The sequence below is a fragment of the Mesorhizobium sp. URHB0026 genome (assembly GCF_054059755.1).
This window is the reverse complement of record NZ_JBSSCN010000001.1, coordinates 3,495,724-3,510,853: the sequence shown is the minus strand read 5'-3', so window position 1 is coordinate 3,510,853 and position 15,130 is coordinate 3,495,724. Positions and strand designations below refer to the sequence as shown.

Here is a 15,130-nt window from a genome sequence, read left to right as displayed (position 1 = left end):
AGGTCAGTCCAAGCCTTAGAAGGAGCGCTGGAAGCGGAGGATGCCGCCAACGTTGCTTTTCTTAGTCGCGCCAGCCCAAACGGAGTTGGCCGGGGTGTCATTGCCGACGTTCTGGTAATCGACTTCGGCCGTGACCGTGAATCCGGGCACAACAGTATAAGCGATGTTGGCGGCGATGCCGAGGTTCTTCCAGTCGTCATAAGAGACCTGGGCGTTGAACGAAGTCTTGGCGTTGAACTTGTAGGTGCCGCCGCCCCAGACTGCCCAGTTGCCGCCCCACTGCTTGTAGAAGCCGCGACCTTTGGCGTTGATGAAGTTGGTTGGATCGGTGAGGTTGTCATCGGTGCCGTAGCCGCCCATGACGAACAGCGACAGTTCCTTGGTGACGTTGACGTCCAGACGAACCTTGCCGGCCACTTCCTCATAATTGCTGTCATAGGCGACAACACCGGTGATCGCGCCCCAGTCGGCCTTGTACTTCAAGCCGCCGACGACATGCGGGACATAGCTGTCGATGGTGCCGGTTTTGCCAGCGCCTTCTTCGAGCGACACCAGCCCCGAGAAGCCGTTGCCCGCGTCGAAGTAGTATTGAACGACATTGCTCTCCTGTCCGCCATAGGGGACGATCGTATCTTGGATGACGTTGCCGGCATAGCCGATGAACGTATCGAAAGCCGTATCGTCCTTACCGACGCGCAGACCGCCGAGCTGAATCCAGGCGAAGCGCAGCGAGAGAGACTTGTTACGGCCCTGCCAATCGTCGGCGTTGGAGGCGCCTTGATTAATGTAGTCGCCGGAGCTGTTGCCGTAGTTGAAGCGGGTCTCCGTGTAGGTTTTCAGGGTACCGAGTTCGGTTTCCTGCCCCGTCCAGGTCTTCAGTGTGAAGCGGGTGTTCTTGTAGTAGGTCGAATGTGTACTGCCGTCCTGGTGATCCGGAACGTGGTTGACGCCATCGAACGAACCGGCATCGCCGACGCCGATGTCGTAACGGACATACCCGCCGATGCGCAGGCAGGTCTCGGTGCCCGGGATGTAGAAGTAGCCGGCGCCGTAGACGTCGCAGATCTTGACGTATTCGGCCGGTTCCGGTTCGGCGACGACAACCGCGTCCGCGGCGCGCGCGCCGGACACCGCGATCAAAGCCGCGGCTGAGCCGAGAAGGAGGCTCTTGATGTTCATTTTCTGACCTCTCCAGTCAAGTTTGAAAAATGGCTTCTGAATTGTGGCTGGCGGATATGTTTTCCCGCCTCACCCCCACAATGAAAAAGGCCCGCACCGCGTCCCCTTTTCGCGGCGAACATACCCACCAATCGTCCACCTTCAATGACAATTCCATAAATGCGCTGGATTCTCGCCACAGATTAAATCCGTGTTGCACAAATAACACTAGGCGATGCTGGCTTGAGTTTTTTAAATGGCACAAATGGAACTTCGTCATATTTTTGTAATAATTAGATTTATCCTTCTACATTTGCCGGTCAATTCGGTGCATTACGGTCTTTAAAAATATAAATCTAAGATAGCTCGATAAATCTACGATTTCTGTCCTCGTATCGCTGTCGGCGCGAAAACAACACCATCAGCGGCTCCAGATCACCGCGCTGAAAGCCGGCCTCATGGCGCGTCGCCGCTTCGTTGGCGGCTTGCCAAGAATCTGAGTTGGTCTCGCGCCATGGCGGGCCGCGTGGAGGAACCGGCGCTTCGCCTTAGCTGCTTTCCGGCACCCGGGGAGCGGTTCCCGTAAAGCCGCGGCGTGCTCTACAGCTCGTAGCGGCGAATCGGATTCGCCGACCTGCTGTAAGCTTCCGATTTTATGCATGTCGTTGTCCCGGAACCGAGGACACTTCCGGGCGACATGCGTTGGCCTCACGCCCAATGCTTGTGGTCGGCCAGCACCGCGCCGATGACGTGCCAGGATTTTTCGGCCTAGCGGGGGAACTCCAGCCCCATCTCGCGGTAGCGCTCGGGGTCATCGCCCCAGTTCTCGCGCACTTTCACGAACAGGAACAGGTGGACCTTCTGTTCCAGTATGCCTGATATTTCCATCCGCGCGGCCTGGCCGATGGCGCGGATGGTCTCGCCCTTGTGGCCAAGCACGATCTTCTTCTGGCTGTCGCGCTCGACAAAGATGGTCTGGTCGATGCGCACCGAGCCGTCCTGTTTCTCTTCCCATTTCTCGGTTTCGATGTGCGAGGAATAGGGCAGTTCCTGATGCAGCCTGAGATAGAGTTTTTCGCGGGTGATCTCGGCTGCCAGCTGGCGCATCGGCAGGTCCGAAATCTGGTCTTCCGGATAGTACCAGGGACCGGCCGGCAGCGCCTGCGCCAGATAGTCGAGGAGGTCCTTGCAGCCGGAACCGGTCAGCGCGGAGACCATGAAGGTGCGCTGGAACGGCACTTTCTCGTTCGCTGCCGCGGACAGGGCCAGCAGCGCCTCGTGCTTGACCCGATCGACCTTGTTGAGAATCAGCACCATCGGTTGGCGCACGTCCTTCAGCCGTTCGAGGATGGCGTCTGCATCGCCCCTGATGCCGCGCTCGGCGTCGATCAGCAGCAGCACGATGTCGGCGTCCTTGGCGCCGCCCCACGCGGTGGTCACCATCGCGGTGTCGAGCCGCCGCTTGGGTTTGAAGATGCCCGGTGTGTCGACAAAGACGATCTGCGCGTTGTCGTGCGTGGCGATGCCGCGCACGATGGCACGTGTCGTCTGCACCTTATGGGTGACGATCGAGACCTTGGCGCCGACCAGCTGGTTGACCAGCGTCGACTTGCCCGCATTGGGCGCGCCGATCAGCGCAACGAAGCCGGAGTGCGTGACGGGAGCGGCTGCAGTATCTTCTGCGGTCATGCCGCGCTCCCTTTATTGGCCCACACGCCTTCGCGCACGAGAAATGCCGAAGCCGCCGCTTCTTCGGCCGCTCTGCGGGAGCCGCCGGTACCGATGGAAGGTGCAAAGCCGCTAACCTGCAAAGAAATAGTGAAGACCGGCTGATGGTCGGGCCCTTCGCGTTTTTCGATCACATATTCGGGTCGCGCGTCACTCGACTTGGCAATCCATTCCTGCAAATCGGATTTCGGATTAAGTGGCTTCGTCACAACCGTGCTCGAACGTGGCTCCCAATAACGCAGAACGAACCGCCGCGCGGCGTCGATACCACCATCGATGTAAACTGCCGCGATTAGGGCTTCGACGGCATCAGCCAGATAGTTTCCGCCGTAGCCGCGCGATCGCGTCTTCAAGGCGGCGTCGGCCCGAACCAGATTCTCCAGCTGCATCTCGATGCCGACTTCCGAGCATGTTTTTGCATCGACCAGCGCATTGAAACGGGGCGCGATTTCGCCTTCCGGTGCATCGGGGAATTTCTCGAAAAGCATATCGGCGACGACAAGACCAAGCACGCGGTCGCCTAGGAATTCAAGACGCTGATTGTTGCTTGCCGCCTTGACCGCGCTGGAATGCGTCAAGGCCGTCTCAAGTAAGCGGATATCCCTGAAAACATGCCCGGTCTTGGCCATCACCAAACCGGCCAGAGTCTCGCCTGTCGGGCGCTTCAACGCCATCAGTTGACGAAGTGGAACAGGCGCGAAGCGCGCATCAGCGACGGCCATTTCCAGATTTCGAGCGGGCTTGCCTTGCCGGCGATCGAGAAGAAGACAAGGTTGGCGCGGCCGACCAGGTTCTCGGCTGGAACATAACCGACGGTGAAGCGGCTGTCGGCGGAATTGTCCCTGTTGTCGCCCATCATGAAATAGTGGCCGGGGGGCACGTCGAATTCGCGGGTGTTGTCACCAATCGAGTTCGGCGACAGGTCGAGCGTGTCGTAGCTGACACCATCGGGCAGCGTCTCGCGATAGACGTCGATCGGATAATCCTTTTCCGTGATGTCGGGATTGTCGATCTGGCCGGTCTTGACGCGCGGCACGCCGACGCCATTGATGAAGACTTGGCCATCCTTCATCTGGATCTTGTCGCCGGGCAGGCCGATGACGCGCTTGATATAGTCGACGGATGGATCCGGTGGGAACTTGAACACCACCACGTCGCCACGCTTGGGCACTGAGCCCCAGATGCGGCCCGAGAAAATGTCCGGTCCAAAAGGCAGCGAATAGCGTGAATAGCCGTAGGACCATTTGGTCACGAACAGATAGTCGCCTTCCAGAAGCGTCGGCCGCATCGAGCCCGACGGGATCGAGAACGGCTGGAACAGCAGCGTGCGAATGACCAGGGCGAGCAAAAGCGCCTGGACGATGACGCTGACGGTTTCGCCAAGCCCGCCGGATTTCTTCTGAGATTTTTCAGCCACGCTCATGTCGTCCTCGATTGTGCGTTGGATGGTATAGAGTCTCGGCGCGCGCTGGGCAACGTCCATGCCGGTCGTCAGATGCAATCAATGTGGCGCTTCTTCGACCGGTAGCGCCTCTATGATCACAAAGGCTTGAGCGAGCGGGAAATCATCCGTGATGGTGAGGTGGATCGCTGCCCGATGGCCTCGAGGCACGATCTCTTCCAGCCGCGCCAGCGCCCCGCCGGTCAGCGCCATCGTCGGCGCACCGCTTGGCAGGTTGACGACACCCATGTCACGCCAGAAGACCCCTTGTGCCAGACCAGTGCCCAGTGCCTTGGCGCATGCCTCCTTGGCGGCAAAGCGCTTGGCGTAGGAAGCCGCGCGGGCGCGCCGGTTCTCCGAACGCGCCTGTTCCACCTCGGTGTAGATCCTCTGGATGAAGCGCTGGCCGTGACGCTCAAGCGATTTCTCGATGCGTGTGATGTCGATCAGGTCGCTGCCAATGCCGATGATCATTGGGCGGCAGAACCGACGCTTCCGCCGGAATGAGGCGAATGCTCACGGCGTCTCGCGCGCTCGGCCAGCCGCTTGCGCCTCTGTTCGCGGAAGACATTCATGCCCCAGCGCGTGATGCCGTAGAACACCAGGCCGAACACCAGCCCGAGCGGCACCGCGCCGATCAGCATCGGCTCCAGTACGGGATGCCATAGTTTGGCGAAGGAAAGCGTGTGCAGCATCTCGCCCAGATGCGCCGGCGGACCGTGTGTCGGCAAGCGATCGTGCAGGATGAGCTTGCCGGTTTCCCAGGATGCGCCCCACAAGAGCGGAAAAGTAAGCGGATTGCCGAAGAATACGGCTCCGAGAGCGGCGGCCACCAGATTGCCGGCGATCACCCAACACAGAACGGCGGCAATGATGAAGTGGAAACCGACGGGGAAGAACGAAGCAAAGACACCCGCCGCGACACCCGCGGCCACCGCATGCGGGGTGGCCTTCAGCCGCAGAATGCGCTTGGAGAAATATTGAAGCGAGCGCGAAAACGAACGGCGCGGCCACAGATAGGTACGCACCCGCTCGAAAAGGCCATCAGGCTTGCGGCGACGAAAAAGCACTCTATTCCTATTCCAGACAATTCACAGCTTACACGCCGGCTGTTTCCAGCCAGGTTTCGACTGCCACATCTTGCGCTTTACGGTCGCCAGAAGGCAATCGCGACTTTGATATAGCCATCCGCAAGCCCAACGACAACCGAAGGCCTTACGCTCAGCGTCCGCAGCGCCAGGTTTTTGCTCGGATCCATCTCCTCCACATCGGATAATCGCGGCGAATTTGAGAAGTGGTTTCGGCTAATTGTCGCAGCCGGATGACCGATATGCGCCAGGGGTTCCAGCCGACTTCGACAAGGTCGCCATCCGGGGTCGAGACGATATCCTTCCGGCGCGGCGCCTACTTCAGATATTCGCTGACCTCGACCAGATTGTCGTCGGGATCGCGGAAATAGACCGACATCATAGCTCCTTGCGCGCCGACGCGCTCGACCGGACCGACTTCGATGGCAACGCCTTCGGCCGCGAGGCCGGCCTGGATTTCGGCGAGAGGCACCGCCGACACGAGGCAGAAATCGCCAGAACCCGGCGTCGGCGTCCTTGCCTTTGGCTCGAAAGTGCGGCCGACTTCGTGCAGGTTGATCTTCTGCGAACCGAACAAAAGCGCTGTCGGCCGGTTCGGCTGATCCAGGCGCCGCATGCCAAGCACGCTCCGGTAGAAGTCGCAGGTCGCTTCAACCGAGCGGACCGTCAGCACGAAATGGTCGATGCCGGCGATCATTTCGATCTCCTCGTCAGATGTTGCGGCTGCCCGGCTTGATGGCCGGGATGGCGGCAAGCTCCGGCGGCAACCTGTCCGGCGGATAGGCTGGAACTTCATATTCGGCAAGCGCGATCAACGGCACGCCGACATGGGTCTTGCCGGCCGAACGGTCGATGATGCAGGCGGCCGCGAACACCTCTGCGCCAACGTCGCGCAGGCAATCGATGGTTTCGCGGATCGACAGACCGGTGGTGACGATGTCCTCGACGATGACGACGCGGGCGCCTCGATCGATCTCGAAGCGGCGCAGGCGGAACTCGCCCCCCTCCCGCTCCACCCAGATCGCTGGCACGCCAAGGTGGCGCGAGGTTTCGTAGGCAGGGATCAGGCCGCCGATCGCCGGCCCGACGACATAGTCGATCTTGCCTGGCACGGCGGCGCGAATCTTCTTGGCCAGCGCCTTGCAAAGCCGCTCGGTCTTGTCGGCATGCATGAAGACGCGTGCCTTCTGCAGGAAGACTGGACTGCGCAGGCCCGACGTCAGGATAAAATGACCCTCCAGAACAGCGCCAGCCTCACGGAATATGTCCAGCACTTCGTCGGTATTCATCTCGTCCCCCATGGTCGGCTATCGCTAGCCATTGACGCGCCGCGCATCGCTGACGCTCGAATTGTCCTTGAGCTGCGACAGCAGCCGGTTGAGATGCTTCAGGTCCCAGACTTCGAGATCGATCAGCATTTCGGTGAAATCGGGCGCGGTGCGCACCATCGACAGCGTATGGATGTTGGCGTCGTTGGAGGCGACGACCTGGGCGATATCGGCAAGCGAACCCGGCGCGTTGATGGCGGTGACCGAGACGCGCGCGGGGAACCGCTCCTTGGTGCGCTCGTCGATGTCCCAGCGCACGTCGATCCAGCGCTCCGGTTGATCGTCGAAGGCCTGCAGCGCCGGAGACTGGATCGGGTAGATGGTGATGCCGGTGCCCGGCTGGACGATGCCGACGATACGATCGCCAGGGACCGCGCCTTCCGGCGCGAAGCGCACCGGCAGGTCCCCGCGCACGCCGCGGATCGGCACGGCGCCGGCGCCTGGTTGGTCCTTGTCCTTGCGCGCGGCCCGGCCAGGTATCTGGAACAGCATGCCTGCGGCATTGCGGATCTTCGACCAGCCTTCCTCGCGCTGCTTGGGCGCCGCCGGCGTGACGCGCTCGTCCTTGTAGTCGGGGAACACGGCCTTCATGACATCGGTCGAGGCCAGTTCGCCGCGGCCCACGGATGCCAGCACATCCTCGATGTCCTTGCGTGCGAGCCTGTGCAGCACGGGCTTGAGGCTTTCCCTGGTGAAGGTCTTGCCGGCTCGTTCGAAGGCACGCTCCAGAATACGCGCGCCAAGGCCAGAATACTGCTTGCGGATCGCATTCTTGGTGGCGCGGCGGATGGCGGCGCGCGCCTTGCCGGTGACGACGACCGATTCCCATGCGGCTGGCGGCACCTGCGCCTTGGAGCGGATGATCTCGACCTCGTCGCCATTCTTCAGTTCCGTCATCAGCGGCATGATGCGGCCATTGACCTTGGCGCCGACGCAGGTGTCGCCGACATCGGTGTGGACCGCATAGGCGAAATCGATCGGCGTGGCGCCCCGCGGCAAGGCAATCAGCATGCCTTTCGGCGTGAAGCAGAACACCTGGTCCTGGAACAGCTCAAGCTTGGTGTTCTCGAGAAAATCCTCGGGATTGTCGCCCTCGGCCAACTGCTCGATGGTACGACGCAGCCAAGCGTAGGCGTTGGTCTCCTTCGAGATCGCATGGCCGGCGCCGTTCGTCTTGCCGCCGGTGTCCTTGTAGATCGAATGGGCGGCGACGCCGTATTCGGCGATCTTGTTCATCTCGCGGGTGCGGATCTGCAGCTCGACGCGCTGGCGCGAAGGGCCGACGATGGTGGTGTGGATCGAACGGTAGTCGTTCTGCTTTGGGGTCGAGATGTAATCCTTGAAACGGCCGGGCACCATTGACCAAGTGGTGTGGATGGCACCCAGCGCGCGATAGCAGTCCTCGACGCTGTCGACGACAACACGGAAGCCGAAAATGTCGGACAGTTGCTCGAAGGACAGCGCCTTGGCCTCCATCTTGCGGAACACCGACCATGGCTTCTTCTGCCGGCTCTTCACGCCGGCGTTGATGGCGTGCTTCTCGAACAAGGCCGACAGTGCCTTTTCAATGTCGGTCAGCACGCCCTTGTTGCGCTCGAATATCTCGGCGAGCCGGGCGGTGACGGCCCGGTAGGCTTCCGGATTGATGAAGCGGAAGGCGATCTCTTCCAGCTCCTCGCGCATGCCTTGCATGCCCATGCGCCCGGCCAGCGGCGCGTAGATATCCATCGTCTCCTCGGCGATGCGCAGGCGTTTGGCCTCGGGCATGTGATCAAGGGTGCGCATGTTGTGCAAACGGTCGGCGAGCTTGACCAGCAGCACGCGAACATCTTCCGAGATCGCCAGCAAAAGCTTGCGCAGGTTCTCCGCCTGCTCGGCTTTCTTCGAGACGAGGTCGAGCTTCTTGAGCTTGGTCAGGCCCTCGACCAGCTTGCCCATTTCGGGACCGAACAGATCGTCGATCTCGGCCCGCGTCGCCGTCGTGTCCTCGATGGTGTCGTGCAGCAGGGCGACGGCGATGGTCGCCTCGTCCATGTGCATCTCGGTGAGGATGGCGGCGACTTCGAGCGGATGCGAGAAATAGGGATCGCCGGAAGCGCGCTTCTGGTGGCCATGCTTCTGCATGGCGTAGACATAGGCCTTGTTGAGCAACGCCTCGTTGACGTCAGGCTTGTAGCGCTGGACGCGCTCGACAAGCTCATACTGACGCATCATGGGCTAAATCTCTCGGCGATGAAATGAATCATGCGCCGCACTGTTGTACGGCGCATGTCATAGATAGCCACGAAACCGCCGGGACGGAAGTGCCGGAAGATTCAGCGACCGCCGGAACGGACGGCCGACTTAGTAGTCGTCGCTCTTTTCCGGGGGCACCAGGCCTTCGATGCCAGCCAGGAGATCTTCCTCGGTCATCCGGTCGAAGGTGACGTTCTCCTCGGCGTCGTCGGTTTCGGCGGCCGCAACGGCGCCGCCGGTCTGATCGGCGATCACTTCGCCATCGACTTCAGGCTCGTCGACCTCGACATGCTTCTGCAGCGAATGGATCAGATCTTCCTTGAGATCGTCGGGCGACAGCGTCTCGTCGGCGATCTCGCGCAGTGCGATGACCGGGTTCTTGTCGTTGTCGCGCGGGACGGTGATCTGCGCGCCCTGGCTGATCTGACGGGCGCGGTGGCCGGCCAGAAGCACCAGCTCGAAGCGGTTATCGACCTTGTCGATGCAATCTTCAACGGTTACGCGGGCCATGGACTGCCCCTTTCATGCCTGGATTTGATGGAAAACAGGCGCGGTCCTTAACCCGAACGCGGCCAAAATACAAGCATCATGGCGATGCGGGCCCACAGGGCACTCAATCTCAACATCGAACTCCCGATCTGGCAAAGCCAGCCGGGTCCAGGGTTCGGCGCCACGATCACAATTGCTTGCAGTGCGCCACATGCCCTTGGATTGCCACCAAACTGGCGTTATCTCGGTGGGTCCAAGGTCGGCCGGTTTATTATGAGCCTGACCGAAAGTCGCTACCGCATTTCGTTTAGACGGCCGTTTTTTCGAAAAGGACTATTTCCATGTTCGACCCTCGTGAAAAAATCGCCCTGTTCATCGACGGCGCCAATCTCTACGCCACATCGCGCGCGCTCGGGTTCGACATCGACTATCGCAAGCTCCTGGCGAGCTTCCACAAGCGCGGTTACCTGTTGCGCGCCTATTATTACACCGCGCTGGTCGAGGACCAGGAATACTCCTCGATCCGGCCGCTGATCGACTGGCTCGACTATAACGGCTTCAAGGTGGTCACCAAGCCCGCCAAGGAATTCACCGACTCGACCGGCCGCCGCAAGATCAAGGGCAACATGGACATCGAGCTCACCGTCGATGCGCTGGAACTCGCCGATGTCGTCGACCACTATGTCATATTCTCCGGAGACGGCGATTTCCGAACGCTGGTCGAAGCGCTGCAACGGCGTGGCCGCAAGGTGTCGATCGTCTCGACCATGTCCTCTCAACCTCCGATGATCTCAGACGACCTGCGCCGGCAGGCCGACCATTTCATCGACCTGGCGTCGCTGAAGAACGAAGTTGGCCGCGACCCCTCCGAACGGCCGGCACGGCGGCCCGAACCGGCTGAAGTCGACGAGGACGACTACTGAGGCCGGTCGACTTGACCGCCCTCTCGCTTTCCGAACCCAGCCGCGATTGCCCGCTCTGCCCGCGGCTGCATGATTTCATCGCCGAATGGCGGCAGCGCGAGCCGTCATGGTTCAACGCCCCGGTGCCGACCTTCCTGCCACTGGGCGGCGAAGATACCGTCCAGCTTCTGATCGTCGGTCTGGCGCCTGGCCTGCGGGGCGCCAACCGCACCGGGCGCCCCTTCACCGGCGACTATGCCGGCGACCTGCTCTATTCGACACTGATTGCCCACGACTTCGCACGCGGCGAGTTCAAGGCGCGGCCCGATGACGGGCTGGAGCTCGTCGGCACGGCGATCACCAACGCGGTGCGCTGCGTGCCGCCGGAGAACAAGCCGGTCGGTGCCGAGATCGCCACCTGCCGGACATTCCTGGTGCCGACCATCGCTCGCTTTCCCAACCTGCGCGCCGTGCTGGCGCTGGGATCGATCGCGCACCAGTCGACCGTGCGGGCACTGGGCGGGCGCGTCGCCGCCTATCCGTTCAAACATGGCGGCCAGTTGGAAGCCGGCGGCATCATGCTGTTTTCGAGCTACCATTGCTCGCGTTACAACACCAATACGGGTGTGTTGACCGAAGACATGTTCGTCAGGGTGTTTGGCGAGATCGCGGCATTCCTGAAGAACTGAGCTCTCGGATACCGTGCGGTCCGCGGTGCCTGCTCACACCGGCAGCAAGGCATCCGGCTTCACGTCGCCGATCGAGGCATAGGTATGTGTCTCCTTCACCCCCGGCAGCGGCAGGATGACGCGTTTGAGAAAGTCCTGATAGTCGGCCATCTCGGCAATGCGGGCCTTCACGAGATAGTCGAAGCCGCCGACGACCATGTGGCATTCCAGTACCTCGGGCGCCTTTGCCACCGCCTCGGCGAAGCGGTCAAAGATATGCGGCGCCGCGTGATCGAGCCGCACCTCGATGAAGACAAGCATGCCGCGGCCAATCTTTGCCGGATTGAGCACCGCCCTGACGGCGGTGATGAAGCCGTCGCGAAACAGGCGTTTCACGCGCTGGCTGGCACCGGTCGGTGACAGGCCGACGCGCGCTGCCAGGTCGAGCGTGGTGCGGCGTCCATCTTCCTGCAACAGTCGCAGAAGACCGCGGTCGACGGCGTCTAGGTCGACTGATTCAGGATTCACGTTCAAGTCATCCTATTTGCGTGAATTACACTTCAAATTGTGAAAAACAGCGTATTTTGTCGCGGCCCTTTCGACAATAGGCTCCGCTTCATCGCAAGGTCGGGGCTGTCTCGTCCTGGCGGCATGAACATGCGGCGGAACTGACATGGCCGACGGACGAGACATCGGAGACACAAGACTGGCGGTGATCGCCGGTCTTGTCATGATCGCCATCTATGCAGCGCAGTTCGTCGCCGCCCGCTTCAGCCTCAGGGAGCATCTGACGGCCACCGACATGGCCGGCCTGCGCTTTGCCGGTGCCGGCGCGGTGTTCCTGCCGATCGTCTGGAGGCGCGGCCTGGCGACCATGAAGGCGCTGGGCTGGCGGCGTGGACTGACGTTGGCGGCACTGGCCGGATTGCCCTATCCGCTGATCATCAACTGGGGCCTGACCCACGCGCCCGCCGCCCATGCCGCGGCGCTCTGCCCGGCCTCGATCGTGTTCTTTTCGTTCCTATTGTCGCTGTTCAGGGAAAGCGCGTCGCGTCGGCGAATCATTGGTGTCGTCACGATCATCGCCGGCTTGTTGCTGTTCATAGCGCCGGCGCGCACCGGCGCCAGCGATGTCCTGTTCGGGGACCTGCTGTTTATCGGATCGGGCGCGATGTTTTCCACATACGCCGTCCTTGTGCAGCGATGGCGTGTCGACCCGGTCACGGCGACCGCGAGCGTCGTGCTTTTGTCCTGCCTACCGCTGCCACTTCTCTATGTCTTTGCGCCAAGCGGCCTCCATGCCGCCGCAGGCGCCGAAATCGCCAGCCAGATCTTCATTCAAGGTCTTCTCGCGGGCGCTGCCGCAATGTTCCTCTACACTTACATTGTCGACCGATTGGGCTCACAAGCCGCATCGCTATTCCTCCCAGGTGTGCCGGTGGCCACCGTGATGGTCGGCATGGTCGTGCTTGGCGAGACCCCGCTGGCTATCCAATGCGTGGCCATCGCCATCATGGCCGCCGGGATGGGCTATTCGGCGATGGGTCGACACCGGGAAAATCTGGCTGTCTCGACCTTAGCTGGATCGTGAATGGTTTCAGGGGCATGGCAGGCTGCCGAAGAACCGGACCGGCATCAGATCGGGCCTGTTCATTAAGGTGTGGAGGCGAGCAGCGCCGCCAACTTCTCCGGCCCGCCCTGCAAAACGTTCAGATCGACGTCCCCCTCGATGCCGTTCACGCGCCCCCTGTTGTGGTACTGCCAGTAGATCCAGTCACGACGGTCCGGTTCCATGAGCAGTGAGCGTAGCCAGAGTGGGCGAGCGGCGATTTGCCCGCCATAAGCGGCCTCGGCTTCATCCGTCAGATAGACGATCACCGGCTTGCCGAATGCCGCCTCGACAGGTCCGAGGAAGGCCTGAAGTTCGGCATTCAACTGTTTGGGCGACGGTCGCCGCGGACAGTTGCCGCCGAACTCGATGTCGACCACGGGCGGCAGCAGCGGCTGATCGTGCGGCACCACCGAGATGAAATTCCTCGCCTGGTCGGCGCCCGGCCGGCAGAAGGTGAAGAAATGATAGGCGCCGACGGCGAGGCCGGCGGCGCGGGCCTCGCGCAGATTGCCGCCGAAGGCGTCGTCGACATGGTCGCCGCCTTCAGTCGCCTTGATGACGACGAAAGCCACATCATCCGCGGCAACGCGCCGCCAGTCGATCCGGCCTTGATGATGGGAGACGTCGATGCCTCTGAGCGGATATCGGTCGCGGTCGGGAGAGTAGGTGCGGAAATAGGCCACTCCCCCCAAAGCAATGACACATCCCAGGGCAAGAGTGGCCACGCCCCAGAGAACAATCCGCTTCTTCAAGACCATCCCCTGTTGGACTTGCCGGTGTTCGAGGTTGAAAACCCGACCGTTGGCTTTCCGGGCTATCTCCCGATCACCCGCGTTCCTTCAGCAGCCGGCCTTTTTCGCGCGACCAGTCGCGTTGCTTTTCGGTCTCACGCTTGTCGTGCAGTTTCTTGCCGCGGCCGACGGCAAGCAGCAGCTTGGCGCGTCCCTGATCGTTGAAATAGATTTTCAGCGGCACCAGCGTCATGCCTTCGCGGTCCACGCTCTGCGACAGCTTGGCCATTTCGCGCTTGTTGAGCAGCAGTTTGCGGCGGCGGCGCGGCTCGTGGTTGAAACGGTTGGCCTGCAGATATTCCGGCAGATAGGAATTGATCAGCCAGATCTCGCCGCCTTCGACCGAGGCATAGCTGTCCTGGATGTTGGCCTGGCCCTGACGCAGCGACTTGACCTCGGTTCCGGTCAGCACAAGGCCGGCCTCGATCGTGTCGAGCACCTCATACGAAAACCGCGCCTTGCGGTTTTCGGCAACGGTCTTGTTGTTGGGATCGGCTTTTCTGACTTGGTTCATGAGGTCTAGAGTCCGTTTCGAAACTCGCTCCCGCGAGCCAGATGATGGCGCTACCGAGAACCGGAGCGGAGCGTACATATAGTACGGGAGCACCGGAAGCGCAGGTGGCGCCTTCAGATCACCGTGGGAGCAGACTTCCCAAACGGGCTCGCTAATTGATCAAGCCGGCGTGCTTCATGGCCGCATCGATCCTCTCGGCCGTTGCCGGCTCGACAGTCACCAGCGGCGAACGCAGCACGTTCTCGACCTTGCCAAGCTTCGACAGTGCATATTTCGCACCGGATACACCGGGCTCGATGAAGATTGCCTTGTGCAGCGGCAATAGACGGTCCTGCAGCTCCAACGCCTTCGCACTGTCGCCCGAAAGCGTTGCTGCCTGGAATTCGGCGCAGAGCCGTGGCGCGACGTTCGAGGTCACCGAGATGCAGCCGACGCCACCATGCGCGTTGAAACCCAGCGCGGAAGCGTCCTCGCCCGAAAGCTGGATAAAATCCTTGCCGCAGGTCATCCGTTGCTCGGACACTCGCTCGACCTTGCCGGTAGCGTCCTTGACGCCGACGATGTTCTTGAAGTCGTGTACCAGCCGGCCCATCGTCTCCGGCGTCATGTCGATGACCGAGCGCGGCGGGATGTTGTAGATGATGATCGGCAGCTTGGTCGCCCTGGCGACGGCGGCGAAATGCTCGTAGAGGCCGCGCTGTGTCGGCTTGTTGTAATAGGGCGTGACGACCAGGGCGGCATCGGCGCCGGCCTTTTCGGCATACTGCACGAGCCCGACGGCTTCCTCGGTGTTGTTGGAACCGGCGCCGGCAACAACCGGGGCGCGGCCCTTGGCCACCTCGACGCAGACCTTGACGACATGGCGGTGCTCGTCATGCGACAGCGTCGGGGATTCGCCGGTCGTGCCGACAGGAACCAAGCCCGTCGTGCCCTCGCCAAGCTGCCAGTCGACGAACACGCGAAAGGCTTTCTCGTCGAAACGCCCGCTCTTCTCGAACGGTGTCACGAGCGCGGTAAGCGAGCCTCTCAGCATGTCGTCCAACTCCTTGGGACTTCTTGGTTCACGCATGTCGTTACCCCAAAACCGGTATCCACTTTTGGGCGCCATGCACTTTGTTGGTTATGCATGTCGTTACCCCAAAACCGGTATCCACTTTTGGGCGCCATGCATCGGCG

At 61.5% G+C, this 15,130-nt stretch carries 17 protein-coding genes; 3 read left to right on the top strand and 14 right to left on the bottom strand.

Features of this window, described 5'->3' with window-relative positions; translation table 11 throughout:
- Positions 1-15: 15 nt before the first annotated feature.
- The 10 genes from ACVWWD_RS17080 to rpoZ all read right to left on the bottom strand — a co-directional run bounded on the left by ACVWWD_RS17080 (position 16) and on the right by rpoZ (position 9,488).
- On the bottom strand, positions 16-1,179 hold the full coding sequence (locus ACVWWD_RS17080) for a porin (RefSeq protein WP_023771636.1): 1,164 nt from the start codon (positions 1,177-1,179) through the stop codon (positions 16-18).
- A gap of 747 nt (positions 1,180-1,926) precedes the next feature.
- The gene (gene era / locus ACVWWD_RS17075) at positions 1,927-2,847 is read right to left on the bottom strand and encodes a GTPase Era (RefSeq protein ID WP_023771635.1); all 921 of its coding nucleotides are present in this window, start codon (positions 2,845-2,847) and stop codon (positions 1,927-1,929) included.
- Complete coding sequence (gene rnc / locus ACVWWD_RS17070) at positions 2,844-3,560, bottom strand: ribonuclease III (protein ID WP_352546666.1); 717 nt, start codon at positions 3,558-3,560, stop codon at positions 2,844-2,846. Before rnc ends, era begins: the two co-directional genes overlap by 4 nt.
- Positions 3,560-4,309 carry a signal peptidase I gene (gene lepB, locus ACVWWD_RS17065; RefSeq protein WP_023794881.1) on the bottom strand — a complete coding sequence of 250 codons (750 nt, stop codon included), beginning with the start codon at positions 4,307-4,309 and terminating at the stop codon, positions 3,560-3,562. Before lepB ends, rnc begins: the two co-directional genes overlap by 1 nt.
- Before the next feature lie 78 nt (positions 4,310-4,387).
- Complete coding sequence (gene acpS / locus ACVWWD_RS17060; RefSeq protein WP_023771632.1) at positions 4,388-4,801, bottom strand: holo-ACP synthase; 414 nt, start codon at positions 4,799-4,801, stop codon at positions 4,388-4,390.
- The gene (locus tag ACVWWD_RS17055) at positions 4,798-5,397 is read right to left on the bottom strand and encodes a DUF2062 domain-containing protein (RefSeq protein WP_023771631.1); all 600 of its coding nucleotides are present in this window, start codon (positions 5,395-5,397) and stop codon (positions 4,798-4,800) included. Before ACVWWD_RS17055 ends, acpS begins: the two co-directional genes overlap by 4 nt.
- Positions 5,398-5,731: 334 nt before the next feature.
- Positions 5,732-6,112 (bottom strand): VOC family protein, encoded by a 381-nt coding sequence (locus ACVWWD_RS17050; protein ID WP_352546653.1) that lies wholly within the window; start codon positions 6,110-6,112, stop codon positions 5,732-5,734.
- 13 nt (positions 6,113-6,125) lie between these two features.
- Entirely contained in the window at positions 6,126-6,704 is a 579-nt protein-coding gene (gene pyrE, locus ACVWWD_RS17045; RefSeq protein ID WP_352546654.1) for an orotate phosphoribosyltransferase, read from the bottom strand.
- A 24-nt stretch (positions 6,705-6,728) separates the two neighbouring features.
- The gene (locus ACVWWD_RS17040; protein WP_023771627.1) at positions 6,729-8,957 is read right to left on the bottom strand and encodes a RelA/SpoT family protein; all 2,229 of its coding nucleotides are present in this window, start codon (positions 8,955-8,957) and stop codon (positions 6,729-6,731) included.
- A 129-nt stretch (positions 8,958-9,086) separates the two neighbouring features.
- Positions 9,087-9,488 (bottom strand): DNA-directed RNA polymerase subunit omega, encoded by a 402-nt coding sequence (gene rpoZ / locus ACVWWD_RS17035; RefSeq protein ID WP_023771626.1) that lies wholly within the window; start codon positions 9,486-9,488, stop codon positions 9,087-9,089.
- Positions 9,489-9,808: 320 nt separating this feature from the next.
- On the opposite strand from rpoZ, the gene ACVWWD_RS17030 reads away from it, so the two are divergent.
- Together ACVWWD_RS17030 and ACVWWD_RS17025 are read left to right on the top strand one after the other, a co-directional pair.
- On the top strand, positions 9,809-10,390 hold the full coding sequence (locus ACVWWD_RS17030) for a LabA-like NYN domain-containing protein (protein WP_023794883.1): 582 nt from the start codon (positions 9,809-9,811) through the stop codon (positions 10,388-10,390).
- An 11-nt stretch (positions 10,391-10,401) separates the two neighbouring features.
- Positions 10,402-11,058, top strand: a complete 657-nt coding sequence (locus tag ACVWWD_RS17025) for a uracil-DNA glycosylase (protein WP_023771625.1) — start codon at positions 10,402-10,404, stop codon at positions 11,056-11,058.
- A 33-nt stretch (positions 11,059-11,091) separates the two neighbouring features.
- Here ACVWWD_RS17025 and ACVWWD_RS17020 read toward each other — a convergent pair whose 3' ends face one another.
- Entirely contained in the window at positions 11,092-11,565 is a 474-nt protein-coding gene (locus ACVWWD_RS17020) for an Lrp/AsnC family transcriptional regulator (RefSeq protein WP_352546656.1), read from the bottom strand.
- Between the two features lie 145 nt (positions 11,566-11,710).
- Here ACVWWD_RS17020 and ACVWWD_RS17015 point away from each other — a divergent pair, with 145 nt between their 5' ends.
- The gene (locus tag ACVWWD_RS17015) at positions 11,711-12,628 is read left to right on the top strand and encodes a DMT family transporter (protein ID WP_352546657.1); all 918 of its coding nucleotides are present in this window, start codon (positions 11,711-11,713) and stop codon (positions 12,626-12,628) included.
- 62 nt (positions 12,629-12,690) lie between these two features.
- On the opposite strand, the gene ACVWWD_RS17010 is transcribed toward ACVWWD_RS17015, so the two are convergent.
- The 3 genes from ACVWWD_RS17010 to dapA form a co-directional block, all read right to left on the bottom strand.
- Positions 12,691-13,401: a glycoside hydrolase family 25 protein gene (locus ACVWWD_RS17010; RefSeq protein WP_352546658.1), complete on the bottom strand. Its 711-nt coding sequence runs from the start codon at positions 13,399-13,401 to the stop codon at positions 12,691-12,693.
- Positions 13,402-13,474: 73 nt separating this feature from the next.
- Positions 13,475-13,954 carry an SsrA-binding protein SmpB gene (gene smpB, locus ACVWWD_RS17005; RefSeq protein ID WP_006202221.1) on the bottom strand — a complete coding sequence of 160 codons (480 nt, stop codon included), beginning with the start codon at positions 13,952-13,954 and terminating at the stop codon, positions 13,475-13,477.
- Positions 13,955-14,105: 151 nt separating this feature from the next.
- Positions 14,106-14,987 carry a 4-hydroxy-tetrahydrodipicolinate synthase gene (dapA, locus tag ACVWWD_RS17000; RefSeq protein WP_023794885.1) on the bottom strand — a complete coding sequence of 294 codons (882 nt, stop codon included), beginning with the start codon at positions 14,985-14,987 and terminating at the stop codon, positions 14,106-14,108.
- Positions 14,988-15,130: the final 143 nt, after the last annotated feature.

Coding starts and splice junctions, on each gene's coding strand:
- ACVWWD_RS17080 (WP_023771636.1), bottom strand. CDS start 1,179: ATGAACATCAAGAGCCTCCTTCTCGGCTCAGCCGCGGCTTTGATCGCG.
- era (WP_023771635.1), bottom strand. CDS start 2,847: ATGACCGCAGAAGATACTGCAGCCGCTCCCGTCACGCACTCCGGCTTC.
- rnc (WP_352546666.1), bottom strand. CDS start 3,560: ATGGCGTTGAAGCGCCCGACAGGCGAGACTCTGGCCGGTTTGGTGATG.
- lepB (WP_023794881.1), bottom strand. CDS start 4,309: ATGAGCGTGGCTGAAAAATCTCAGAAGAAATCCGGCGGGCTTGGCGAA.
- acpS (WP_023771632.1), bottom strand. CDS start 4,801: ATGATCATCGGCATTGGCAGCGACCTGATCGACATCACACGCATCGAG.
- ACVWWD_RS17050 (WP_352546653.1), bottom strand. CDS start 6,112: ATGATCGCCGGCATCGACCATTTCGTGCTGACGGTCCGCTCGGTTGAA.
- pyrE (WP_352546654.1), bottom strand. CDS start 6,704: ATGAATACCGACGAAGTGCTGGACATATTCCGTGAGGCTGGCGCTGTT.
- ACVWWD_RS17040 (WP_023771627.1), bottom strand. CDS start 8,957: ATGATGCGTCAGTATGAGCTTGTCGAGCGCGTCCAGCGCTACAAGCCT.
- rpoZ (WP_023771626.1), bottom strand. CDS start 9,488: ATGGCCCGCGTAACCGTTGAAGATTGCATCGACAAGGTCGATAACCGC.
- ACVWWD_RS17030 (WP_023794883.1), top strand. CDS start 9,809: ATGTTCGACCCTCGTGAAAAAATCGCCCTGTTCATCGACGGCGCCAAT.
- ACVWWD_RS17015 (WP_352546657.1), top strand. CDS start 11,711: ATGGCCGACGGACGAGACATCGGAGACACAAGACTGGCGGTGATCGCC.
- smpB (WP_006202221.1), bottom strand. CDS start 13,954: ATGAACCAAGTCAGAAAAGCCGATCCCAACAACAAGACCGTTGCCGAA.
- dapA (WP_023794885.1), bottom strand. CDS start 14,987: ATGCTGAGAGGCTCGCTTACCGCGCTCGTGACACCGTTCGAGAAGAGC.